Source organism: Labilithrix luteola (genome assembly GCF_001263205.1).
Lineage (GTDB): Bacteria > Myxococcota_A > Polyangia > Polyangiales > Polyangiaceae > Labilithrix > Labilithrix luteola.
In genome coordinates this window covers 4,049,102-4,072,998 of sequence record NZ_CP012333.1, presented here as the reverse complement: position 1 = coordinate 4,072,998, position 23,897 = coordinate 4,049,102, and the positions used below count along the sequence as shown (strand labels likewise).

20 protein-coding genes and 1 pseudogene are annotated in these 23,897 nt (G+C 67.4%); 11 read left to right on the top strand and 10 right to left on the bottom strand.

Going from position 1 to position 23,897, the window contains the following annotated elements:
- Nucleotides 1-5: 5 nt before the first annotated feature.
- Entirely contained in the window at nucleotides 6-695 is a 690-nt protein-coding gene (locus tag AKJ09_RS18180) for a Bax inhibitor-1/YccA family protein (RefSeq protein WP_146648466.1), read from the bottom strand.
- A 114-nt stretch (nucleotides 696-809) separates the two neighbouring features.
- The gene (locus AKJ09_RS18175) at nucleotides 810-1,865 is read right to left on the bottom strand and encodes a M50 family metallopeptidase (RefSeq protein ID WP_146648465.1); all 1,056 of its coding nucleotides are present in this window, start codon (nucleotides 1,863-1,865) and stop codon (nucleotides 810-812) included.
- A gap of 236 nt (nucleotides 1,866-2,101) precedes the next feature.
- On the opposite strand from AKJ09_RS18175, the gene AKJ09_RS18170 reads away from it, so the two are divergent.
- From AKJ09_RS18170 to AKJ09_RS18155, 4 genes are all read left to right on the top strand, one after another.
- Nucleotides 2,102-4,048 carry a TonB-dependent receptor plug domain-containing protein gene (locus AKJ09_RS18170; protein ID WP_169927633.1) on the top strand — a complete coding sequence of 649 codons (1,947 nt, stop codon included), beginning with the start codon at nucleotides 2,102-2,104 and terminating at the stop codon, nucleotides 4,046-4,048.
- Between the two features lie 110 nt (nucleotides 4,049-4,158).
- Nucleotides 4,159-5,328 carry a tetratricopeptide repeat protein gene (locus tag AKJ09_RS18165; RefSeq protein ID WP_240488511.1) on the top strand — a complete coding sequence of 390 codons (1,170 nt, stop codon included), beginning with the start codon at nucleotides 4,159-4,161 and terminating at the stop codon, nucleotides 5,326-5,328.
- Nucleotides 5,329-5,575: 247 nt separating this feature from the next.
- Nucleotides 5,576-7,420, top strand: a complete 1,845-nt coding sequence (locus AKJ09_RS18160) for a serine/threonine protein kinase (RefSeq protein ID WP_169927632.1) — start codon at nucleotides 5,576-5,578, stop codon at nucleotides 7,418-7,420.
- A gap of 17 nt (nucleotides 7,421-7,437) precedes the next feature.
- Nucleotides 7,438-8,346, top strand: coding sequence for a hypothetical protein (locus AKJ09_RS18155; RefSeq protein ID WP_146648462.1), 909 nt, complete (start codon nucleotides 7,438-7,440; stop codon nucleotides 8,344-8,346).
- Nucleotides 8,347-8,367: 21 nt separating this feature from the next.
- On the opposite strand, the pseudogene AKJ09_RS18150 reads toward AKJ09_RS18155, so the two are convergent.
- The 4 genes and pseudogenes from AKJ09_RS18150 to AKJ09_RS18135 all read right to left on the bottom strand — a co-directional run bounded on the left by AKJ09_RS18150 (nucleotide 8,368) and on the right by AKJ09_RS18135 (nucleotide 12,926).
- A pseudogene (locus AKJ09_RS18150) lies at nucleotides 8,368-9,389 on the bottom strand (FecCD family ABC transporter permease).
- Nucleotides 9,386-10,153 carry a type III pantothenate kinase gene (locus AKJ09_RS18145; protein WP_146648461.1) on the bottom strand — a complete coding sequence of 256 codons (768 nt, stop codon included), beginning with the start codon at nucleotides 10,151-10,153 and terminating at the stop codon, nucleotides 9,386-9,388. Before AKJ09_RS18145 ends, AKJ09_RS18150 begins: the two are co-directional and overlap by 4 nt.
- Before the next feature lie 26 nt (nucleotides 10,154-10,179).
- Nucleotides 10,180-12,465 carry a peptidylprolyl isomerase gene (locus AKJ09_RS18140; RefSeq protein WP_146648460.1) on the bottom strand — a complete coding sequence of 762 codons (2,286 nt, stop codon included), beginning with the start codon at nucleotides 12,463-12,465 and terminating at the stop codon, nucleotides 10,180-10,182.
- On the bottom strand, nucleotides 12,462-12,926 hold the full coding sequence (locus AKJ09_RS18135) for a YdcF family protein (protein ID WP_146648459.1): 465 nt from the start codon (nucleotides 12,924-12,926) through the stop codon (nucleotides 12,462-12,464). The genes AKJ09_RS18140 and AKJ09_RS18135 overlap by 4 nt, the downstream gene beginning before the upstream one ends.
- Before the next feature lie 92 nt (nucleotides 12,927-13,018).
- Here AKJ09_RS18135 and AKJ09_RS18130 point away from each other — a divergent pair, with 92 nt between their 5' ends.
- Nucleotides 13,019-13,861 (top strand): MBL fold metallo-hydrolase, encoded by an 843-nt coding sequence (locus AKJ09_RS18130; protein ID WP_146648458.1) that lies wholly within the window; start codon nucleotides 13,019-13,021, stop codon nucleotides 13,859-13,861.
- Nucleotides 13,862-14,189: 328 nt separating this feature from the next.
- Nucleotides 14,190-15,017, top strand: coding sequence for a sigma-70 family RNA polymerase sigma factor (locus AKJ09_RS18125; RefSeq protein ID WP_146648457.1), 828 nt, complete (start codon nucleotides 14,190-14,192; stop codon nucleotides 15,015-15,017).
- Nucleotides 15,018-15,123: 106 nt separating this feature from the next.
- Here AKJ09_RS18125 and AKJ09_RS18120 read toward each other — a convergent pair whose 3' ends face one another.
- Together AKJ09_RS18120 and AKJ09_RS18115 are read right to left on the bottom strand one after the other, a co-directional pair.
- Nucleotides 15,124-15,681, bottom strand: coding sequence for a hypothetical protein (locus AKJ09_RS18120; protein ID WP_146648456.1), 558 nt, complete (start codon nucleotides 15,679-15,681; stop codon nucleotides 15,124-15,126).
- Nucleotides 15,682-15,685: 4 nt separating this feature from the next.
- Nucleotides 15,686-16,345 carry a GIN domain-containing protein gene (locus tag AKJ09_RS18115; RefSeq protein ID WP_146648455.1) on the bottom strand — a complete coding sequence of 220 codons (660 nt, stop codon included), beginning with the start codon at nucleotides 16,343-16,345 and terminating at the stop codon, nucleotides 15,686-15,688.
- Between the two features lie 187 nt (nucleotides 16,346-16,532).
- Here AKJ09_RS18115 and AKJ09_RS18110 point away from each other — a divergent pair, with 187 nt between their 5' ends.
- From AKJ09_RS18110 to AKJ09_RS18090, 5 genes are all read left to right on the top strand, one after another.
- Complete coding sequence (locus AKJ09_RS18110) at nucleotides 16,533-17,639, top strand: sensor histidine kinase (protein WP_146648454.1); 1,107 nt, start codon at nucleotides 16,533-16,535, stop codon at nucleotides 17,637-17,639.
- A 20-nt stretch (nucleotides 17,640-17,659) separates the two neighbouring features.
- Nucleotides 17,660-18,379: a LytR/AlgR family response regulator transcription factor gene (locus tag AKJ09_RS18105; protein ID WP_146648453.1), complete on the top strand. Its 720-nt coding sequence runs from the start codon at nucleotides 17,660-17,662 to the stop codon at nucleotides 18,377-18,379.
- A gap of 43 nt (nucleotides 18,380-18,422) precedes the next feature.
- On the top strand, nucleotides 18,423-18,893 hold the full coding sequence (locus AKJ09_RS18100) for a transposase (protein WP_146648452.1): 471 nt from the start codon (nucleotides 18,423-18,425) through the stop codon (nucleotides 18,891-18,893).
- 160 nt (nucleotides 18,894-19,053) lie between these two features.
- Complete coding sequence (locus AKJ09_RS18095) at nucleotides 19,054-19,284, top strand: hypothetical protein (RefSeq protein WP_146648451.1); 231 nt, start codon at nucleotides 19,054-19,056, stop codon at nucleotides 19,282-19,284.
- Nucleotides 19,285-20,545: 1,261 nt separating this feature from the next.
- Nucleotides 20,546-22,423 (top strand): S41 family peptidase, encoded by a 1,878-nt coding sequence (locus AKJ09_RS18090; protein WP_169927630.1) that lies wholly within the window; start codon nucleotides 20,546-20,548, stop codon nucleotides 22,421-22,423.
- A gap of 4 nt (nucleotides 22,424-22,427) precedes the next feature.
- Here the strand turns inward: AKJ09_RS18090 and AKJ09_RS18085 are convergent, their stop codons facing one another.
- Nucleotides 22,428-22,865, bottom strand: coding sequence for a hypothetical protein (locus tag AKJ09_RS18085; RefSeq protein WP_146648449.1), 438 nt, complete (start codon nucleotides 22,863-22,865; stop codon nucleotides 22,428-22,430).
- A gap of 151 nt (nucleotides 22,866-23,016) precedes the next feature.
- Complete coding sequence (locus AKJ09_RS18080; protein WP_146648448.1) at nucleotides 23,017-23,883, bottom strand: phosphate/phosphite/phosphonate ABC transporter substrate-binding protein; 867 nt, start codon at nucleotides 23,881-23,883, stop codon at nucleotides 23,017-23,019.
- Nucleotides 23,884-23,897 lie beyond the last annotated feature (14 nt).

The window sequence follows — 23,897 nt, the reverse complement described above, 5'->3', positions numbered from 1 at the left end:
TGGCGTTACTCCCTGCGGCTGCCGAAGAGGCGCAGCAGGAAAAGGAACATGTTCACGAAGTCGAGGTAGAGGACGAGCGCGCCGACCAGCGGCACGTTCGCGTGAACCTCACCGCTCGCATACATGTTCTTGAGCTTCTGCGTGTCGTACGCGGTCAGCGCGCCGAAGATCAGCACACCGGCGATGCTCACGAGGAACGAGAAGCCTGCGCTCGCGACGAAGATGTTCACGATCGAGGCGATGATGATGCCGAACAGCGCGAAGATCGCGAAGCGGCCGATGGCGCTCAGGTCTCGCTTGGTGAAGAGGCCGACCGCCGAGAGCCCGCCGAAGGCGCCCGCCGTGATGAAGAACACGCTCGCGATCGATGCGCCCGTGTAAATCAAAAACAGCGACGCGAAGGTCAGGCCCGTCAGCGCCGCGTACGCAAAGAACATCGTCGCGACGGTGGCCGTGCGCGCACGCGCCGCGGCCGCGGTGAAGCTGAAGACGAGTCCCAGCTGGGCAATGATCAGGCCCCAGAAGACGAGCCGATTGCCGAAGATGAGATTCAGCATGGCCGGCGAGCTGGCGGTCAAGAGCGCCACGATGCCGGTCGTCGCGAGCCCGAGGGTCATCCAGCGATAGGTGATCCAAAGAGCGTCGTTGGCGTGCGCACGCACGCGCTCGAGCTCACGAGGTGATGCGTAGTACATGCACGTGAAACTAAGTCGCAAAGTCGTGCGTGAGAAGGGCTCTCGGGCGGTTGAGCTCCCCTTCTCACACGCGTTCGAACGTCGCTTTTCGCGTCGTTTCGCTTCGCGACGGCGTCAGTGCTTCGGCATCAGCAAGTCGGAGTACGTGATGACGGCGATGAGCGTCAGGAACATGAGCAGGCCGATGGCGTGCACCGTTCCTTCGATCTTCGCGTCGGCGCGCCTCCGTGAGGCCGCCTCGAACCCGAGGAAGAGCAGGCGCCCTCCATCGAGCGCCGGGAACGGCAGCAGGTTGAAGGCGCCGATGTACGCGCTCAAGAGGCCGAGCAGTTTGAGATAGGTGTGGACGCCGTCCTCGGCGGCCGCCGCGACTTCGCGACCGATGGCGACCGGGCCGCTGAACTCCGGCTTCTCCTTGAAGGTCAGCATGCGCCCTAGCCCTTTGACGAGCGCGACGACGACCTTCGGCGGCTCGGTGACGCTGAGCACGGCCGCCTGACCGACCGTCACCGGAACGACCTCGGAGAACTGCCCGATGAGGATGCGCCCGGGCTTGTTGGGAGCGTCGGCGACGGGAACCGGGAAAACGTGCAATTTCTCGGTACCGCGCTCGATCTCGACGTCGAGCTTGTCGCCCGGGTGCGAGCCGACGACCTTCTGGAGCTGCTTCCAGTCGTGGATCGCTTCACCGTTCACCGCGAGAATTCGGTCGCCGCGCTTCATGCCCGACACTGCGGCCGGCCCGGCATTGTCCTTGTCGACGGCGATTCGCATCGTGGTCTCGTCGACCACGGTGTTTCCTCCGATGAGGAAGCCGAAGAACATCAGCACCGACGCGAAGAGGTAGTTCGCGAGGGGCCCCGCGGCGATCGCCGAAACGCGGGCCACGAGCGACGCGTTCGCGTAGCTGCTCTTGTCCTTCGGGTCGATCTCCTCGTACGGGTTCATGCCCGCGATCTGCACGTAGGCGAGGAACGGGATGATGCCGATCTGGAAGGTGGTCTCGGAGTTCTTGGGGCGATGCTTCCAGAGCGTGGGGCCGAAGCCGATCGAGAACTTCGTCACCCTCATGCCGAACCGCCGCGCTGCCAGGTAGTGACCTCCCTCGTGGACCACCATCAAGAGCGCGAGCCCGAGGATGGCGACGATCGCGTACGCTACGGACGACATTGGGTGAAGCTTAGCCCAGATGCGACGGACCTGCGAAGGTCGCCCATGGTAGAGCGTGGGCCGAAATGCGGCGCCCGCGGAGGATGGCAAAAAGCGTCGCCGTAGCTTCGCGTTCCCGCCGTTCCCGCCGTTCCCGCCTCGCCCGCCTTGCCATTGCGCCCGTCGCGCTCACGGTCGCCGTCGTCGCGAGCGTCGCACGACCTGCCGCGGCCGATGAGGTCGCATCGAGCTCGAGCGTGGAAACGCCGCGCTCGCTCGAAGAGGTCACCGTCCGCGGGCGCGAAGCCGGAAGCTTCGTTTCCCAGGCGCGCATCGAGGACAGCCCGCGCGAGATCACCGACGCGGCGAGCCTCGTCGAGCCCCTGCCCGGCGTGCACGTGCGCCGCCTCGGCGCCGACGATTCGTTCGCCACGCTCTCGATTCGCGGCACGAGCTCGACGCAGGTCGCGATCTACCTCGCGGGCGTTCCGCTGAGCGGCGGCGCCGATCCCACCCTCGATCTCGCGACGTTGCCTCTCTGGCCTGGCGTCCGCGCGCGCGTCTACCGCTCGTTCGCTCCGGCAGCGCTCGGTCGAGGATCGCTCGGCGGAACGCTCGTGCTCGACCCTCCTTCGGCACGCGGGCCCACGACCACGGACGTGTGGGCCGCGGCCGGCTCGTATGGCTCGCGACGCCTTCGCGTAGGCGACGTCCGGGGCGAAGACGACGGCTTTCGCATCGCCACCGGCATCAGCGCCTCGCGCGCAGGCGACGACTTCACCTACGTCGATCCGAACTCGAACGCACCCGTGCGACGAGTGAACTCCGGGCACGCCGCCGCGAGCGGTATCGTTTCGTTCGGCCTCCCGGTCCGACTCGGCGCGACCAAGACGGGCGCCCTCACGGTCACCACGCTCGCGCAAGCGCGTCACCAGGAGATCCCTGGAACCGTCTCCGTTCCCACGCCCTATCAGACGCTCGACTCGACCCGCCTCCTCGAGGCCATCGAGCTCACCGTTCCGTTCGGAGCGGGAACTTTCGGCGTCCGCGGATGGGGCCGACGCGAGGGCACCTCGAACCACGACGCCAGCTCGGAGGCGAAGAAGTTCGGCCTTCCCTCGTCCACGAACGACGCCATCCTGGCCACGGGAGCGAGCGTCGGTTGGAAGACGCGCCCGAGCGAAGGCAGCACGATCGAGACGCGTGTCGACGGAAGCCTCGAGCGATTCTCGCCGGGAGAATGGGTCGATCAGCCTCAGCCCACGGGCGCCAGGCGATCGAACGTGGGCCTCGCGTTCGACGGCACGATGCGCGTCGCGCGGCCTCTCGTGCTCGCCGCGAGCGGACGCGCCGACGGTTGGTTCGACAGCAGCGACGACGGTTCGAGCTCGAGCTCCTTCCGCCCCACCGGACATCTCGGACTCGAGAGCGTGCTCGGTCCCATCGCGCTCGCGACGCACGGCGGCTACGTCGCGCGTCCACCGTCGTTCAGCGAACGCTTCGGGCGCGGCGCGTTCATCGGCAATCCCGAGGTCCGTCCCGAGGAGGCGACGACGGTCGACGCGGGAGCACGCTTCGATCGGCGCTTCGGTCCACTGCGCCTCCATGCCGAGGTCGCGGGCTTCTCGACGTGGGCGAGCGATCTCATCGTGTTCGTCCCGCAAGGCGCCTACGGCCGCGCGAAGGCGACGAACATCGGCCGCGCGCGGCTCTATGGTGTCGAAGCCGAGGTGAACGCGGGCATCGCCGGGTTCGAGGCGCGCGTCTCGCAGACGTCGATGGCGACGGTGAACGAGAGCGACTGCCATTACGTGAACCAGGTTTGTGAACGGCCAGGGCTGCCGGGCCGCCCCGAGCAGGATTTCGTGCTCGATCTCGCGTACACCGTCGGTCCCGTTCGCGTGCGCTACGGCTTCGACTTCGTCTCGGGGATCCAGACGGACGCGAAGGGCGACGAAAACAATATGGTGCCGGCGCGCGCGCTGCATTCGGCGGGAGCTCGTCTCTCCGTGCCGGGTGTGCCCGGCCTCGACGTCGCGCTCGATCTCCGAAACCTCTTCGACCTGCGCGTGGCCGAGTATGCGGGCGTGCTCGGGCCCGTCCAAAAGCCCATTGGGGACCTCTACGATTATCCCCTCCCGGGGCGGAGGTTCCTCCTCAGCGTGCGGTGGACAAGCCCCCCTCCCCACCGCTCTGACCCCTGAATTTCACGGGAATGCGACGCACGAGACAAGGATGGATCAAGGCGCCCAAAGGAACGGCCCGGGCGCCCATCCATCGCGCCCTTATTCCGTGCTAGCTTCCGCGACCTCTCATGACCCAGTCCACGAACGCCCCGCCGAAGCCCAACGCCCCCGGATCTGGCCCTGCGCCCCAAGACGGAGGTCTCTCCATCCAGGGAGGCGCAGCCATTCTCGCGCCCATCCAGGCGTTCCCGAATGGCGTCCCCGCGAACGCGCTCGTTCTCATCCCGCTCGGCCCCAACGGCCAGCAGGTCGAGAAGGAGATCGTCAACGGCCCCGTCGCCGTGACGATGGAGCAGGTCTGGAAGCTCCTCGGCTTCAACGGCCCCGCCGTTCAGGTGCAGGACGATCAGGGTCGCCCGATCGCCATCGGCCGCGACGACCTCCTCGCCGGCCTCGAGAAGCACTGGACCGAGAACCAGGAAGATCTCGATCGCGGCCGCATCTACTCGCAGGAGCTCATGAAGTACGAGTTCCCCGCGAAGGCGGAGGCCGTGCTCGCGAAGATCGTGGCGCGCGGTGGCGACGGCAACGACTGGCTCGCCCTCGGTGTCGCGCAGCTCGCTCAGGAGAAGCTCGACAAGGCGGAAGGCACCCTCAAGGGCGCCCAGAACCTGATGAAGGACAACCCGTACCCGAGCCTCCACCTCGCGAAGCTGTTCCACGCGAAGAACGACGCGAAGGCGGAGCGTGACTCGGTCGAGCGCGCCATCCAGATCCAGCCGGGCAACGTCGACGCCTGGGCCTACCTCTTCAACTTCGTGAAGGAGTCGGAGAGCGAGGACAAGGCCGTGGCGGCGATCGAAGAGCTCGCGAACGTCCCCGTCAACGCGAAGACCGCCGCTCCGTTCGTCGCCCTCCAGGGCTTCTACGCGGGCGACGAGACGACCCGCGACAAGGCGATCGGCTTCGCCAAGCGTGGCGTCGAGCGCTCGCCGGCCGACCCGATCCCGCTCATCGTCCTCTCGGCCCTCTACGGCCAGAGCGGCAAGCTCGACGAGGTCATCAAGCTGCTCGCCCCGCACGAGGCGCTCATGCAGCAGGACGTCCGTATCGCGCACAACTACTTCCAGGCTTTGTTCCAGGCGCGTGACATGCAGAAGCTCACGGCCCTGCTGAACAAGCTCGCCACCTCGCCGAACCGCGAAGTGAAGCAGTTCGCGATCGAGCAGTCGCGCGGCCTCCAGCAGATGCTCCAGCAGCAGCAGGCGGCGCTCGCGGCAGCTGCGACCCAAAAGTAATTACGACGCAAAATGGTATTCGGGCGGGGCTGAAGCGGCTGAAGACAGCCGCAATCCGAGAGCCGCTCCGCACGGGCCGAGCAGGAGAACGAGCAGACCCAGCGTCACTCGAACCTCACGTCCCGACTGCGTCCCGACACCAAGAATGCACAAGAAAGGCGCCCACACGGTGTTACCGTGTCGGTGCCTTTCTTCATTTCCATCTTTGCTACGCGCAATGCAAAGAGCCCAGCTACGATACGAGTCGGTGGGTCCGACCACTCAAGACGTCCGCGTCGTGGGCAGATACGCCCTCTATGGCGCCATCGCGGCTGGTGGCATGGCCACGGTCCATCTTGGCCGCCTCATGGGGCCGGTGGGCTTTTCGCGAACGGTCGCCATCAAGCGACTGCACGCGCAGTTCGCTTCCGACCCCGAGTTCGTCTCGATGTTCCTCGACGAGGCGCGGCTCGCAGCGCGCATTCGTCACCCCAACGTCGTCCCCACGTTGGACGTCGTCGCCACGGGTGGCGAGCTGTTTCTCGTCATGGAATACGTGCCGGGCGAGTCGCTCTCGCGACTGGCGCGCGTCCTGCGAGAGCAGCAGCAGACCGTCCCGCTCCGGATTCTGAGCGGCATCATGGCGGGCGTCCTCCACGGACTCCACTCCGCGCACGAAGCGAAAGACGAGCGCGGCGAGCCTCTCGGAATCGTCCATCGCGATGTCTCCCCGCAAAACGTCCTCGTCGGCACCGACGGTGTCGCGAAGATCCTCGACTTCGGTGTCGCGAAGGCCGCGGGTCGTATGCAGACGACGCGCGAAGGGCAGATCAAAGGCAAGCTCGCGTACATGCCGCCGGAGCAACTCCGCGGCGCCGTCGTCACGCGTCAGACCGACATCTACGCAGCCGGCGTCATGCTCTGGGAGCTCGTGACCGGCCAGCGCCTCTTCACGGGCGACAACGAAGGCGTCGTCGTCGCGCGCGTCCTCGAAGGAAAGATCGAAGCGCCGAGCAAGGTGCTGAATGCGAAGCCCACACCGCCGAAGCCCGGCTCGCGGTCGGTCGAGAGCCTCGACTCGGTCATCCTCCGCGCGCTCGCGATGAAGCCGGAGGATCGCTTCCAGAGCGCGCGCGAGATGGCCCTCGAGCTCGAACGCCGCTGCCCGCCCGCCACGGCCTCCGAGATCGGTGATTGGGTCGAGAGCGTCGCCAAAGACGTCCTGACTTCACGCGCGGCGTTGATCGCCGAAATCGAGAGCAGCGCATCAATCTCGATCGCTCCTGAAAACCACGTGCTGAGCGTGCTCTCCGCACCTGGCCCCGAGAGCCTTCCACGCCTCGAGTCGGGCAGTCCCATGACGGGCGCGATGCCACCAGGCGTGATGCCGACGGCCGCGAGCATCAGCGCCATGATGGCGGCGCAAGGCCTCGGGTCGGCGCCGGGATACACGTCCTCCGCCGACGCGATGCGCGCGCAGGCAGCATCGATGCCATCGACGTCGGGCATCGTCCCGGTCGACTCGTTCGGTCATGGCGTACCGCGAACGTCGTCGCCGCTCTTCATCGACGGGCCGCCCGTCACACAACCGTCATCGATCTCGGTCGCCACGGGTACGCATGGCGCCGTGGTGGCGCCGCCCAAGAGTGGCGGAAAGCGCCTCGTGCTCGTCGCCTTCGCGCTCATCGTCCTCACGGCAGGCGCCTTCGGAACGAGCGTCGTCTACAAGCGTACGCTCGCACGTGAGGCTGCCCCGGTCGACCCGCATCCCACGGCGGTCGTGTCGGCAACCCCCGGCCCCGACATGACCGGCGTGGCCACGTCCACCTCCGCGAGCAGCGAAAAGCCGAGTGGAACGAGCGCCAGCGCGACCGCGGCCAGCAACAATCACGTGACCGATCGCAACGGTCCCCCGTCCACCAAGTCGTCGGGCGGCACCAAGCCGCGACAGAACGGTGGCGCGGGTGGCGGCACCAAGGCGGCGCCATCCGCTTCTGCCACGCCGACGATCCCGCCTCCGCCTCCGCCTCCCCCGGCCGAGGACTGCTCGAACCCGACTTGGTACGACGCGCAAGGCGTCAAACATTACAAAGAGCAGTGCCTGCAGAAATGAAAGCGTAGGATGGAGGCATGAGGGCCTCTCGCCTCCTGCTTTCGTGCCTCGCTCTGTTCTCCATCGCCAGCGTCAGCACGCTCGCCACGCCTCGAACGGCGCACGCAGCGAACGTGCAAGCGTGCCTCGCGGCATCGGAGAAAGGGCAACGCGCACGCGCTGCTGGAAAGCTGCGTGAGGCGCGCGAACAGTTCCTCGTTTGCGGCGCGGAAGGCTGCCCGTCGGTCGTTCGTCACGACTGCACGCAGTGGCAGACCGACCTCCAAGCCTCGATTCCGACCGTTGTTCTCGGCGCGAAAGATCGCGGGAATCGCGATCTCGTCGACGTGACGGTGTCCGTCGACGACCAGGTGCTCGTCAACAAGCTCGATGGCAAGGCGGTGAACGTCGATCCCGGCGCGCACACGTTCAAGTTCGAGCACCCGACCTATCCGACGGTGACCCAGCAGGCGGTCATCAAGGAAGGCGAGAAGTCGCGCAACATCACCGTGACCTTCGAGGGTGGCGAGCCCGAGGTCACGAAGGTCGAGAATCCTTCGCAGCCCGCGGTCGTGCGCGAGCACACGGTGCTTCCGTGGGTCGTCGTCGGCGTCGGTGTTGCCGCCCTTGCGACGGGCGCCGTCATCTTTGCGACTTCGCCCGACCGGCCCGCAAATTGTGACAAGGGCACGCAGCTTTGCGTGCACCCGGTCGGCATGTCCGACTCGGATTTCAAAGCCTCGCAAGAGAAGGCTGGCGACGCCGATTCGCGTCCGGTCCTCGGCGCGGTCCTCGGAGCGTCGGGCCTCGGCCTCGTGGCCATCGGCCTCCTCTGGCACTTCGTCGAGCCGACCGGACCGGTGAAGACCGAGACCGGTACGGCTCTCCGCGTCACTCCGTGGGCCGGCGCGAACATGTCGGGCCTCAGCCTCGACGGCCGCTTCTGATTCCGTTCGTCGCGCGCCTCTTCAGACTGCGCGACGGCGAAGCAGAATCAAGAACAGCGGACCACCGATGAGCGCCGTCACGGCGCCGACGGGCGGCTCGGTCGACAGAAAACGGAACGATGCGCGGCTGATCAGGTCGCACAGAACGAGCGCCGCGCCGCCGAGAAGCAGCGATGCCGGCATGAGCACGCGTGCGTCGGCGCCGAGAAGCCGCCGCAGAATGTGCGGCACGATGAGGCCCACGAAGCCGATGAGCCCCGTCACGCTCACGATCGCGCCAACGACGAGCGAGCTCGCGACGAGCGTGCGGAGCTCCACCGAGCGCACGCGGATGCCGAGATGCTCGCGGCGTCGTCACCGAGCGAAAGCACGTTGAGGCGTGCGGCGTCGAGGAGAAGAACCGCGGAGCCGAGCGCAACGTAGACAGCGAGCGCAACGAGCGATGCCTGGGACGGCACGTCGAGAAAGCCCATGAGCCAGAAGAGGAGCTCCTGCGCCTTCGCCGGGGCGATGAGCGTCTTCACGAAGGTGATGGCCGCCGACGCGATCGAGTTCACGACGATCCCCGCGAGAAGGAAGCTCGTGCTCCTCGCGCCCGACGATGCCGCGGCGAATGCATGAACCAGCGCCGTGGCGGCGAGACCGCCGAGGAGCGCGGCCACCGGCACGAGCGACGCGCCGAGCATTGTCGCTCCCGTGAGACCGCCGAGGATGGCGAGCGTCGCCCCGAACGCCGCGCCGCCGGAGACGCCAAGCACGTAAGGCTCGGCGAGCGGATTGCGAAGAAGCCCTTGGAGCGCGACGCCCACGATGGAAAGCCCCGCACCGGCTAGCGCTCCGAGGAGCACGCGCGGGAGTCGCACGGCGAACACGATGTCGTGATCGCGCGACGAGGAATCGAGCACGGCCGTCACGAGCGAAACCGGATCGGTGCCGAAGCTCGCACCGACGACGATCGCGAGCAGCAGAACGACGACGCAGCCGACGAGGACGAGACGGTTCGATGGGCGCCCGCCGGCTCGCGAAGCGCGGTCGCCGGTCATCCGATGTTGCGTTCGTAGATGATGCGAAGCCCGGTGAGCGTGAGCTCGTCGTCGACTTCCTGGATCGTGCGCGAGAGCGGCGCGATGAGTCGCGCGAGACCGCCCGTCGCCACCACGGTGCAGGGGAAGCCGAGCTCTTCGATGAGCTTCTCGGCCAGACCGTCGACCAGCGAGACGTAGCCGTAGACGATGCCGGACTGCATCGAGTGCTGCGTGTTGCGCCCCACGATGCGCGGGGGCTTGGCGATCTCGACGCGGGGAAGCTTGGCCGCGCGAGCGAAGAGCGCGTCGGCGCTGATCTGGATGCCCGGGCAGATGACGCCGCCCATGTACTCGCCCTTCGGCGAGACGCAGTCGAAGGTGGTGGCCGTACCGAAGTCGACGACGATGAGGCCGCCGTGGAAACGCTCGTACGCAGCGACGGCGTTGACGATGCGATCGGCGCCGACCTCACGCGGGTTCTCGTAGAGGATGGCCATGCCGGTGCGGATGCCGGGGCCGACCACGAGCGCCTCGCGGCCGAAGGCACGCCGGACGAGCTCGAGCATCGGATCGGTCAGCGCAGGAACGACGCTGGCGATGATGGCCGCATCGACGTCGCTCGGCTTCACGTCGCGCATGGCGAGGAGCTGGCGAAGGATGACGGCGTATTCGTCCGCCGTACGGCCGCGGCTCGTCTCGACCCGGAACTGATGGACGAGCTTCAATCCATCGAAGAGCCCGTAGACGATGTTGGTGTTGCCGACGTCGATCGCGAGAAGCATCGGGCGGCAGGTTAGCGAATATGTGGTTATTCGCCCACCCGAACGTCGGTGATGACGTCCCCCTCGGCGACGGATGCCCAGTCGCCGTCGGCGTGGCCCACGCGCGTGTATTCGCCGTCGAGATGAGGCGTGCGCGAGAGCGTGATGAAGAGCTGGCTCGACCCGGTGTCACGCCCAGCGAGGGCCATGCCCACGTCGAACGGCGCGAAGGGCACGGGCGACGTCTCGCAACGAAGCGACGTTCCCGAGCCGCCGTACCCGTCGCCGTCGGGATCGCCGAACTGCGCGACGAAGCCAGGGACCACCCGATGGATGACGATGCCTTTGTAGAACCCCGAACGCGCGAGCGACGCAATCCGCGTGGCCGTGACGGGCGAGAGCTCCGGTTCGAGCGTCACGCCGAGCTCCGCGGCGTCGGTCACGAAGGTGATGCGCATGGGCTTGCCGATGGCCTTGTCGATCTCCGGCGCCGCCGTGAGCTCGTGGGGCGCCGCCTCGCACGCCGTCACGTTCTCTCCGAGAGAGCGCAGCGCCTTCGTCGCGCGCTCGCGAACGACCACGTTCGGACTCGAACATCCGGCCATCGCCGCCGCTTTCGCCTCCGGATGACGCAGGCTGGCCGCCGCTTCGATCAGCGCAATACGGGTCTCGAAGCGATCTTCCGGCCACTTCGTGGCGAGCGCGGCCGACAGCGCTTTCAGAACCTGAGAAGAGATCTCCTGCTTTGGATTGTCGGTCGGCGGCGGAGAGCGCGGATCGAGCGCCGCGCGCTTTTCGCTTTCGGCGAGAACCATCGCCCGATCGGGATGCGAGTGGAGCACCTCGGCGGCCGTGGCCACGAGCCCAGCCTTGTTCGACGTGAGCGCCTCGGCCAGCACCGTGGCTGCGAGCTCACCGAGCTCGGCATGCGTGTCGATGGCGTCCACCGCCTGCTCGCGAATGCGCAGGTGCTCGCTCTTCGAGAATGCCCGGAACGCGTTCTTTCGCTCGTGCGTGATCGGCCGGCGGAGAAGTGCGGTCAGCCGTGCGTGCTGGGAGATCGCGGAACGCTCGTCGTCGCACTTGCGTAGAATCTCGGCGTCACTCGCCGCTCGCGAAAGGGCAAGCGCGGCTGAACAACGAAGCTCCGCGAGCCTTCGCGCGAGCGATGGCCTCGGCTCGGACGACGTCGAGAGCCGCGAGAGCGCCCCCAGCGCCGGCTCCGCCTTCTTCGGCGGTTCGGCCCCGAGCGCCCCGATCAAGGCGTAAAGGACGTGGAATTCGGAGCCGCCGAGCGCTTCGATGGCGACGGGATCTTTGTCCGGCGTGAGGCGCGCGAGAGCGTCCGCCGCGAAGAGCTGCCCTACCTCGCCGAGGTTGCCGAGTGCGCGCGCGGCCTCGGCGCGCTCGGCGGCCGTGAAGCCTTTGGCGTCGATGACGACGCGCACGAGGTCCGGCCCGACGTCCTTCTCGTTGCCTCGACTCTTGCCGAGCGCCTTGATGGCGAAGATGCGACCATCACCGGGGCGAAGCAGCGCTGCCTTCGCCGCGTCGGCCACGCGACGTCCGAACGTCTCTCCAGGCTCGACACGCGAAAGCGGATAGAACGACGCATCCACCGGTGCGCCGTCGCCCCCGGGCCCTGCCCTTCGCGCCGCCGCTTCGAGGAGCGCAGTCATGGCGCCTTCACCGAGCTGCTTGCGACGCGTGGCGAGATCGCCGAGGCCGAGGGCGGCGGCTTCTTCCCAAGCCGGCCCGGCCGTGAGCCAGGGCACGAGCACCTGTTCGGCGAGCGGCCCTCCTCCACAACGACCGATGGCACGCGCGATGGCGACGTGGGGATCGATCTCCGCAACACCTCGCTGTTTCTTCACGCCGCGTGGGTCGATGGTGAGGTCGAGACTCGCCGCGCGTGCCGCGAGCATCTTCACGTGCGCGTCTTCATGACCTTTGCAGCCGTATCCGAGGCCGTAGGCCGCCCAGGCCACCGTCTCGGCGTCTTCGTCGGCGAGGTGCGCGGCAAGGCCTTCGAGGCTCGGCCCATCGGCGATGCGCGCCAGCGCACGAGCACTCGCGCGACGAGCTTCGACATCATGGCTGGTGCGAAGCTCCGCGCCGACATCCTTGGCGTGCCGCGTGTCTTCGGCGCGTGCAATCGAGCCCACCCAAGCCCGCGCGACGACGCTCGCTGCGCCCGCATCGCCCGCGTCGGGTTGCGCACCGTTCGTCTTCTTGCACGCCACCAGGACGGGGACGAGCAGTGCGCCGAGTCCAACCGCGCACGCCGCCCGCAGAGCAAGCGAGAGCGGGGCCGGAAGGAGATTCCGTTTCACGCGAGCCTCACTCTACGCCGCTTGTCGAAGAAGGTCGAAACCGCTTCGCGTGCGCGAAAGTAGGCCCAGTCCGCGGGCGACGCGTCCGGCGGGTGTACCCCCATCTCCTCGACCCGTAGCCCTGCTTGCTCGAAGAGGTAGGCCGCACGGGGCATGTGCCAGCTGCAGGTGACGAGAACGATCTCGTCGAGCCCACGCCGACGAAGAAGCGCTGCCGCGAAACGTGCGTTGTCGAACGTGTCGAGCGAGCACCGCTCACGAACGATGATGTCGGACGGAACACCGCCCTCGACGAGCATCTTGGCGATCTGGTCCGCCTCTACGATTCCATCCCACGCGCGCCCACCGCACGCGACCACGAGCGCGGGTCGCCTCGCGTGGAAGATCTCGGCAGCAGCCCGCGCTCTTCGCGCAAGCGTCGCGCTCGTCGCACGACATCCGAGAACGCAAATCACCGACATCGACGAGACCCGAACGCGTTCATAGCAAAACCCACCCTTGACGCCCCCCTCGCAAAGGGCCTATTGCCTTGAACTGCCGTTCGAGGAGGGCAATGCGGATCACCTTTTGGGGCGTCCGGGGCAGCATTCCCAGCCCGGGCCCGGACACCGTGGCGGTCGGCGGCAATACGAGCTGCGTCGAAGTTCGTGCGGGCAAAGCGCTCGTGATCTTCGATGGAGGCACCGGCCTGCGCCTCCTCGGCAAGAAGCTCCTGAAAGAGATGCCCATCACGGCGCACCTCTTTTTCAGCCACGTCCACTGGGACCACATCCAGGGCTTTCCGTTCTTCGATCCGGCCTTCGTGAAGGGGAACGTCATCCACCTCTACGGCGGCAACAACGTCTCGCGCACGCTCGAGGAAACGCTCGCGGGCCAGATGGACCACCCGAACTTTCCCGTGCACCTCACGGACATGGGCGCTCAGATGGTGTTCCACGACGTGCTCGACAACGTGCCCGTCGAGTTGGACGCGGGCGACGGTGACAAGGTGCGTATCACGGCCGCACCAGGAAACCATCCCAACGGCGTCTGGGCCTACCGCGTCGACTACCAGGGACGCAGCATGGTCTACGCGACGGACACCGAGCACTACGCCGTGCTCGATCCGCGCCTCGTGAAGCTCTCGAGCGAAGTCGACCTGCTCATCTACGACTCGCAGTACACGCCCGAGGAGTACGCCGGTACGGCCGGCACCGGCGGGCCGAAGGTCGGTTGGGGTCACAGCACGTTCGAAGAAGCCGCGAAACTCGCGACGGCCGCGAAGGCGAAGCGCCTCGTGCTCTACCATCACGATCCCATGCAGGCGGACCCCGCGGTTGGTGAGAAGGAGCGTCGTGCACGCGCCCTCTTCCCGAACTCCGAAGCCGCGCGCGAAGGCATCACGATCGAGCTGTGAATCGGCTTGGCGCGCGAACTCTGAGACGCGCGAACTCTCAGCCGGCTTGGCGCCCGAACTCTGAGACGCGGCGAACTCTCAGCCGGCTTGGCGCCGAGCGCTCCGCGCAGCGTCGACCCACTGTAGAGGTCGAGGCGCGAACAAGACGCTCGCGGGAACGGCAGAGTCGCCAGCGTGATCGCGCAACCGTTGCGCGATGAAACGGCCCCACCTCCTTCGTTTGCGCGCGAGCCGCCGCAACCACTGCGTTGCGATGCAAATTCAGCGTGAATTCCGAGGTCTCTCCTTGGCATTGCCCGTGCAGACGGGGCCGGCAGGAGGAGGCATCATGAGCTCGACCTTCAACTTGGCGGAGGGGGGAGGCGGGTCACTTGCTGCATATCGTTCGAATCTGACGGCGGTGCGAACGCTCGATCGCGAGGCTGAACGCGAACTGGCGCGCCGCTGGAGCAAAGGAGACAACCGCGCAGGCACGGCGCTCATCGAGGGCTGCTTGCCGTTCGTGATTTCGATCGCGCTCGAGTACCGCCGCTGGGGCGTGCCGCTCGAGGACATCATCCAACAAGGCAACCTCGGCCTCTTGAAGGCGGCCGGGAAGTTCGATCCGTCGCGCGACTGCCGACTCGCGACGTACGCCGCGTACTGGATCCGCGCGGAGATCCGCGAGTACGTGGTGCGCGCGTTTCGCGTCGTGAGGCTCGGAACGACCAAGGGCGAACGTCGAGCGCTCCGCGCGTATCGACGGACCAAGTCCACCGATCCCGCAGCCCTCGCGAAGGAGTCGGGGCTCAGTGAAGAGCGCGTGCGTCAGCTTCTTCCGATCATCGGAAGCCGAGAGACGAGTCTCGACGCGACGACGAGCGAGCTCGGCCCCATCGTCGATCGCTTGCCGGCCGATGCGCCGACGCCGGAGGACGATACCTACCGCAGCGAGGTGAAGGCTCGCGCGGCGAAGGCCGTTCGCGCCGCCGTCCAAGAGCTCGACGAGCGTGAACGCATGATCATCGAAGCGCGCCTCATGACCGAGGATCCGCCGACCCTTCAGGAGCTCGGCGATCACCTCGGCGTCAGCAAAGAGCGCGTCCGCCAGATCGAAGCCCGAGCGCGTACGAAGCTGAAGAGCGAGCTCGAAGATCTCGCGGAACTCGTTGCATGACGAATCGCGGGAACGGCGTGGTCCCGTCGCCGCCACGCATCCTGGCGGAGGATCTCCTCATGCGCGCGTCCGAGGCCGAAGTGCGCCGAGGATCGGGGCCGAAACCTCAGAAGCGAGCGCGCAGCCCCAGCGTCGGGGAGACGACGTTCAGCGCCTCGAACGGCGGCAGCCATGCGACGACCGCGCGCACGGCGAGCCACTCCGTCGCGGTGAGCTCGAGGCCCGCTTCAAACGTCCCGTACACGGGGAGCTGACGCGCGTGCACGGAGCCCCCCTGCGGGTCCGAGATGAACGTCGCCGTCCCGAGCGACACGCCGCCGAGCACGTTCACACGCGATCGGAGCTTCGTCGTGATCGTCGCGGTCAGCGTCGGAAAGACGTAGTCGTACGTGGCGCGGAACGAGTCGTCCCGCTTCTCGGCGTTGTACGATCCGCGCACCCCGAAGCGGTAGTGCTGGACGCGAACTCCGAGATCGAGCCGGAAGGGCAAGAGGTCGAAGCCGTAGCCGGCTCCAAGCGCGACGGCGCTGCCCCCAGTCGCGAGGTGCTCCGAGATCCCGGCGTCGTCGATCGCCCCGTACGTGGCGAACGCTGGACCTGCGCTCACGTCGGCGAACCATCCGGATTTGGGCGCGGGCGCCTCGATGGCAATCGGAGTGTCCATTCATTCACTCCGAGAAGAGAACGTCGGCTCGCCCCGTCGTGACGATCTCGCGCGCGGCCGGCTCGCCGAGGACCGTGATCTGCGACGCTCCGGTGGCCGTCGCGGCGAGGCGCTCACTCACCCGGACGCGGACGCGCGACGTGCCCGTGGTCGTGACGTCTGCGCGCGTCGCCGGAACCTGGCTGTCGACATCGGAGGCTCCGGTCGCCGAGATCGAGACGACGACCGCGGCGCCGGCGATCGAGACGTGCGACCGGCCCGTCGCCGAGATCGCGACCGCGGGCGACGCGCTCTTGGCGAGGACGGTGGTGGCGCCCGAAGCAGAGATGTCGTCGAGGTGGGGCGTCGTGATGCGGATCCGAGCGTTGTTCGTCGGACGAAGCTCCGGCTCGCCGTCGCCACGCTCGAGGACGAGGACACCGTCCTCGACGTGCGCGGCGACCCTCTTCACGAGGTTGTCGTCCATCTCGAGCGTGACCGACGACGGACCGACGCCGATCTCGGCGACGAGGTTCTCCGTGATCGAGAGTGCGTGGAACTCGGTGACCGCACGCTGATCGGTGACGAGAACGCCGCTGCCATCGAGCGAGCCGTCGCCACAACCGACGAGCGCGACCGAGCACGAGAACAACGAAGCTGCCAAGGCGCGTGAATGGCGTTGCATGAGACCTCCTCGAGAAGTCCGTCTTACGCCGAGCGATTCGCTCGTGGTGCGAGCGCCCGATGGGCGGTCGGTCTCACCGGATGAGCGGCGGCGCCCCCACGTAACCCGCCTGACGGACGGCGATTCCTCCACCGAAGGCGAGATCGCGTTGCTCGGGGCGCTCTTGCGCGCGTGCTAGTTTCTCTGCATGGAACGAAGCCTCGCCGAGCGCCTCGAGAGGAAGCTTGGCCTTCGCACGGCAGAGCTGCCTGATGGCATGCCGTGGCTGTATCTGGCGGCCGCGATCTTCACCACGCCGGTGTTCTCACGGAACGTCTTCGTCCTCCCCGCGCACCTGCAGACGCAGGCGTTCGTCGGCAACGCGATGCCCTTCATGGCCGTGCCGGCGGCGGTCCACGCGGTCTACCGCTTCGTCATGCCCGGCGTGCTTCGTCGCGCGAGATCGTCCGGACAACGCCTGCTCGCGCACGTCATCGTCAGTGCCGTGACCGCCGCGCTCATGGGCGTCATCCTATGGTCGTTCACCGCGCTCCTCGGATGGCGGCGTCCGCCGCTCTCGGGCGCCCTCGCGACGGACATCGTGATGACATGGGCCTTCGTCTTCCCGGCGAAGCTCGTGCTGGCGTGGAGGGATCGCGCACGCGCGATCGACGTCGAGCGAATCAAGGCCGAGTACGCGTCGGCGCGGAACGAGCTCTACGCGATCCAGTCGCGCGCGCATCCGCATTTTCTCTTCAACGCAATCAACACGGTCGCGTCGCTCATCCCCGAGGATCCGCAGCGCGCCGAAGAGACGCTCCTGCGCTTCGCCGACGTCCTCCGCTACATCCTCGAAACATCGACAAGCGCGTCGACGCCTCTCGCGCGGGATGTCGCGATACTCCGCGAGTACCTCGAGATTCAACGTGCGCGGTTCGAACGCCTCCACTACTCGATCGAGGTCGAGGCAGGCCTCGACGGGGTACGCACGCCGCCGCTGCTCCTCTTGCCACTCGTCGAGAACGCGGTCCTTCATGGCGTCGCGGCGAAGGGATCCGGCACGGTCAGCGTTCGGATCCGTCAGCAGGCCGAGAGCCTCGCGCTGGACGTCGAAGACGACGGGCCTGGTCAGGGAGGCTCGTCGCGCCAGGGCAGCGGGATCGCGCTTCGTGATCTGCGTCGTCGCCTCGAGCTCCTCTACGGCGGCGCGGCGACCGTCGCGACCGACGGGCACGCGTCCCTTACAAAGAGCGGGCACGCAGTGAAGCTCCGCCTCCCGCTCGGTCTCCCGCTCGACGGACAGCTCTTCACGTGAGCGGGACGAGGCTCAGCGCGATGCTGGTCGACGACGAAGGCCCGTCACGCCGTCGTCTCCGCCGCATGCTCGAGCAGATCCCCGGTGTCGATGTCCTGGCCGACGAGGCGGATCCGATCGAGGCGCTCGCGCGTATCGCGGAGCTCGCGCCCGACGTCGTCTTCCTCGACATCCACATGCCAGGCATCGACGGTCTCACGCTCGCGGAGCGCTGCGCGCGCGTGCCGGCAATCGTCTTCGTCACGGCGCATGCCGAGCACGCCGTGCGCGCCTTCGATCTCGCGTCGGTCGACTACTTGCTGAAGCCGGTGCGTATCGAGCGGCTCGAGGAGGCGGTGGGGCGCGTTCGCAGCCGCCAGGATCGACCGACGGAGGCGTCGGGCTCGAGCTCCGCGGCGCGGCCCGGGGAGGACGCCCCTCCTCGCGTGATCGCCTACGAGCGCGGGACCAAGGTCTTCGTAGACGCGACGACGATCACGCGATTCCGAGCAAGCGACAAGTACACCGCGTTCGTATCGGAACAGCGGGAGCTCCTGACGGAGGAGCCACTCGTCGCACTCGAGGAGCGGCTCGGGGGTCTCGGATTCGTGCGCGTGCATCGCGCGGAGCTCATCCGTCTCTCGGCCGTACGGTCGTTCCGCGTCGAGGACGGCGCGCACTCCGTCTGCCTCAAGGACGGACAGATCGTGCCGGTCAGCCGTCGGATGGCAGCATCGCTGCGCGCGAGGCTCGGCCTCTGACGGCGCCCGATCGCCGCTCTACGGCTGCACTCGTAACGAGTCGTTGAGCCTGGTTGTCGTTCCGGTCCTGCTCCAAAATCCCTGCCGGAGCCGCCTTCTCAACCTGTCGACATTCCAGTGTTCCCAATCGTCCAAAGCCCGTTTGTCAGGCGAGTCGAATCCATCGAACCGAGCGCGGGACGCCATCGGGGGTGACTTGGATGCTCCAATCCGCGAAGGCGGCGCGTTCGAGCACGCAGGATTCAATCTGCACGCCACCGTCCGCATCGCTGCCGAGGATGATCGGGGGCGGGAGCGGTTGTGCAGGTACGGGGCGCGGCCTCCGTTTTCGCTCGATCGACTGCGAGTCCTTCCTGGTGGCCGCATCTCGTATCGAATCAAGACGCTCGCAGGCGGACGGGCGAAGCATCGCCCCCGCGCGCTGATTCAGGATCAGGAGCGTCTACTGCTAGGGCCGAGAACAGCGCCTACCGGCTCGGCGACGGGGCGAACCTCACGCGCACGACGCCGGTGAAAGAGTCGTCGTTCCTCCGTAGAGCGCATTCCTCGTGGAATACGCCCCGTGAAGGGCCGTCTATCGCTAGGTCACAACGATCAAACTCTACGAAGGCTACCAGCAGACCGTTGCCAACGGAGAGCTCGTTAGGATCCACGGGACGACGTTCGAAACCAGCGTGAGCACCAGCACCGGCGTATGGAACGTGTTGAAGCGCACATTCACGGTCGACTCCGATGCAAAGCAGATCACGTTCGATTCGTGCGTCTGCGCGACGTACGGTGGAGAGCCCTCCTCCGACTGCGCGCCCGGCACGGGCTATCTTTACACCGTCACTCCAACCGATCTTCGGCTCTTGTCGCCCGGCCCCAACGGCGGGGCGGAACGCATCTACGTGCCTGCAGAGTAAGCCCCTTCTGCGATCCGAAGCGCGGCCGAGACTCGGGGTGACCTACGGACAGTGCATGTCATGCGCAATCCGAAGACGACCCTGCGACTGAAACGAAGTCGAAGTCATGTCTGCGGGTCTCCGTCGGACTTTTGTTCTCTTCTCTTCTGGAAATCTCTAGAGAACCGTCGAGCCGCCATGCCTTACCGTTCCTTGCTTTTCGCCATCCTCGTCACGGGCTGCTCCGTAGAGGCCGAGAGCCACCAGGTCACCTTTGGCAATGAGATCCAGATCGATTCGGTCCGCTGCGACGGCGACAACCTGATCGTCACCACGGACGCTTGTACAGCGCCCCCCATCACGTCGACTCTTGCCAGCTGGGCATCGAGCACGGCGGGGCTTCGCTCGCGCTCTGCGGCCTGGCCCGTCCCCGAGACGCCAACGGCACGAGCGACTGCGGGACCGCGAGCTTCACGTGATACCCGAGCGCCACCTGCAACACCGACGTCGCGCTCGGATCCGTGAAGGACGTGCCAGCGGGGCGGGCCCAGCTCGGCAAGCACTTCGTTCGCTTCGACGGCAAGGGCAACTGCTGGCTCGACGACTGACCCGGCGACAACGGAACCGCGCGCGGTGGTCAAGAAGCGGAGCGATCGGATCCGGCTCGGGCTCGCGGCACGCAAGTCGTCATTCAACGCCGGAGGCGATGTCGTAAACGGGGCGCCCGCGGACACCACCGCCGACGAATCGCCCGTCCGGACGCTATTTCGTCCGCCGCGCGCGGCTCGAAGCCTTCGGTGCTCAGCCGGAGGCCTCCGCCGCGCCCAGGAGACGATCGCCGTCTCGAAACTGCCCTTCGTTCCGCCGTTTGCGCGTCGCGGCCGAAGGCGGTGCCCTCCGACGCGTGGATGTCGCATCGTTTCCCCGCAGAATCACGCACCACCCGGCGTGCGAACGCCTCCCACGCGCATCGATGGCTTCGGCCCCGCGTCGGAAGCTTTCCCGGACGCATCGGAAGCTTTCCACACGCATCGGAAGCTCTCCCGGACGCATCGGAAGCCCCAACGCGACGTCCCCACGAACGAGCGGGACCGTTGGCCGTGCACCTTGACGGCTGCGCACGATCACGTCGGTGCGAAGCGATGCTGCCACGTACCAGCTTCGTCCAAAGCCCGTTTTGTCGCGGTCTCCCGACCCTCCCTGCTAGCCTAGCTAGCTCCGGATGACCCAGGGCGGTACGCGCAAAAGCTCGAGCAGAGCAGGGTGGCTCCTCGCGGCCGCCGTGCCGATCGGGCTTTTCGTCTGGCTCGCGGCCGCACCGCACGATCCGACGCCCCCGGCGGATGCATCGGGCACGGGTGCGCCCTCGGGCGAACCGTCCATCGCCGAAACCACGTCGCCGTCGGGCCTCGACGACAACCACGAAGACGAGCACTCGTACGTCTTTCGCATTCCTTCGGGCGAGCCGACCGCTCTGTCTTGCGACGAAGCGCGCACGATCGTGGAGCAGGTCCGCATGGGGCTCGCGTACGCCCCGGAGCGGATCGGCGCCGAGCCGTTCGCGACCTCCACGGCGGATTGGCTCGATCCCCACGGCCTGTTGACGCTCGCCAAAGACGCGCCGACGTCGCGCGCGATCGGCAAGGTCGCCAACGACCTCCTCGCCGACCTCGAAGGTCGCCGTCAGCGCGATTGCTCTTCGGCCCTCGCGCCCGGCGCGGCGCTCGAAGAATGGTCGAAGGAATTGCGCGAAGCCTTCGATCGCGGGCGCAAGGCCCCCGGCAGCGCCGATCCGCGCGCCGCGGCTCTCGAACCGTTGCCGCCTACCGGCGTCGCCAAGGAGATCGCGCTCGAGATCGGCCGGCGCGTCGGCGCCTTCGAGGCGCTCCACGGTGACCGTGGCAAAGCCATCGGCGACGAGGCTCGACGGCGCTTTTTCCCGCCGCTCGACAAGGCAGGCTGGTCACGCGTCGTGCTCGCCTCGGCCGTGCGCGCGTACGTGCCGCTCGTCGATCCGCATGGCGAATGGGCCCCCTTCGACGAAGAGTCCCACATCTACGAGCTCGATCTCGCTTCGCGTCCGCCGTCGAAGCTCTGGGGTCGGGCGGTGCCCACGGCCATCGGCGTGCGCGTGAGCGACTTCGCTGCGCCGCCGCTCAAGGAAGGTGACGTCGTCCTCGAGGTGTCTCGCGTAGCCACCGCCGGACTTCCCCTCGAGCAGGTCGATCAGCTTGGCTTCGCGACCACCGAGGGCGCCGCGAGCACGCCGAACGCAAAGCTTCGCGGCAATGGGAAATCGGCGCTCACGGCCGTCGTTCTGCGCGACGGAAAGATCGTCGACCTCGAGCTCGCGAAGACCGAGGAGCCCGCAACGGCCAGCCGTGAAGGCGAGGGCCTGCCGACCGAGCGCATTGCTTTTGGCGAGGGCGACGTGCTCGTCGTGGGCATCGAAGACGTGCGCGACGATCTCGGCGATGATCTCGCCGCCCTCATCAATGCCGAGCGCGACCACGGTGCTCGCAAGCTCGTCGGCCTCGTGCTCGACCTGCGAGGCAACGGAGGCGGCTCGACCGACGGCGCACTCGGAGCGCTCTCGCTCTTCTTGCCGTCCGCTCCGCTCTTTTCGATGAAGCGCCGCGACGGCACCATCGAGATCGACCGAGCTCCCGCGCCTCACGAGCACGACCGCTGGACCGGACCGGTCGCCACCTTCGTGAACGGCACGACCGCGAGCGCGGCCGAAATGATTGCGGGCGCCCTCGCCTCCTATCGGCGAGGCGTCACGGTCGGAACGACGACGTTCGGCAAGGGCTGCGCGCAGGAATACGTCGACGACGACGCCCACGCCGGCGTGCTCCGCCTCACCACGCTCGTCTACGCACTACCCGACGGCACGCCGGTCCAGCGCGTGGGACTCGTTCCGCAAATTCGCTTCCCCTTCCCCGACACCGGAGAAGACGGCCCTGCCGTGCACGAGCGCGAGGCCAAGCTCGCCCACAGCGCACCGTCGTGGCGCGGCCCCGATTTGCGCGATCCCGCGACCAGGCTCGACGAAACGCCGTGGCCCACGCACGGCGGCGCCGTCGGTCCGTGCAAAGACGACGCGACGTGCCGTGCGCTCCGGCTGCTCGGCGCGCCCAAGCGCGTCGCCAAGCATTGACGCGTCAGTTGCAGTACTGCTCGCAGATCTTCGCGACGCAGCCGTCTTCGGCCGCCGTGGCCTTCTTGCACGCCTCGGCCGCGGCATAGCACCCGTCGAGGCACGCGCAGTCGTTCTCGGCGCAGGCCGTTCGGCAATCGGCGACCTGCTGCGTGCACGTGGGCTCGGCGCGGCGGGCATCGCCCTGCGCGGCGCAATGGCCACCGAAGCCCTTGAAGGCTTCGCATCCGCAGTCCGGTGAGGACGCCATCATCCTGCAGGCGACGCACTTCTCGGCGGCGGGAGTCGTCCACGAGGCGCGCGCTTCGCAGGCCAACTTGACGTCGTCGACGCCGTTGTCGAGAGGCTGCGCGTCATCGTCGCTCGACGAGCACGCAAGACCAGCAACACCGAACACGAACATGGAAGAAGCGACGACCGTCGCACGACGAAGGAAGCTCACGTCGCAAGGTTTCCACGCGTGAACTCGATCATCAAGCAAGGTCATCGGCTGAGCTGCGACTGACGCAAATCGCAGCGCACTGCCCCGTTCTCCATCCGCCTTCATCGCGGAGAACGGCTTCGATTCTTGCCTGATCTTCGAGGGCTCGTCGTCAGTCGAAGATACCGCGACTGGACGCGGTCGCGAGCGACGCCTTGAGCTCGTCGTAACCGGGCGCGAGACCTTCGCGCATCTCGTCGCCGCCGAAGATGTCACGCACGAGCGGACGGATTTCGTCCGAAGCGCACGCCAACCGGAGCGCATCGCGCAGCTTCTCACGCAAGTCTTCCGCGAGGCCGGAGCGCACGCCGATGACGTCGGGTGGGATGGCTCCGAAGGTCGCGAGGACCCGCACGTCGCTGGTCACCTCGGTCCAGCCGCCAGCCACGACTCCCGCTTCGTCCGCGCGCGCGTACGTACCGACCACGTCGCACGCGCCCGCGGCCAGCGCTTCGATCGCGGCGCGGTGAGAGCCATGGAACGTCTCGGTTCGGAAGCAGCGTCGCGGGTCGATGCCTCGCAGCGCAAGGTTCATGCGCGGAAGCACGAAGCCTGCGGCGCTCCACGGATCGATCCAACCGGCACGGACACCGACGAGGCCGTTCAGCGAGTCGATCTTCGAGTCGGCGCGCATCACGAGTGCGCTCTCGTACGCTGCCTTGCCCGCGCGAACGATACTCCCGAGCGGCTGCACGGCATCGCCGAGACGAACGAACACGATGGGTGGAAGCCAGGCGACGTCGATGGTTCCGGCACGAACTTCGTCGGCCAGCGCCTCGTACGATCCGGCGGCGCGACGCTCGACGGGCAGCCCGACGCGCTCGCTCATCCACCCGACGAGCTTCTCCACGCGCTCGGCAACCTCACCCTCGGTCGCCTGGGCGATGACGCCAAAGGTCACGCGCTCGCTTTGCGATTCCGACCGGCTTTCCGACCGGCTTTCCGAGCCCGATTCGCTCGCGATGGGAGAGTTGGTCACGACGGACCACCCAT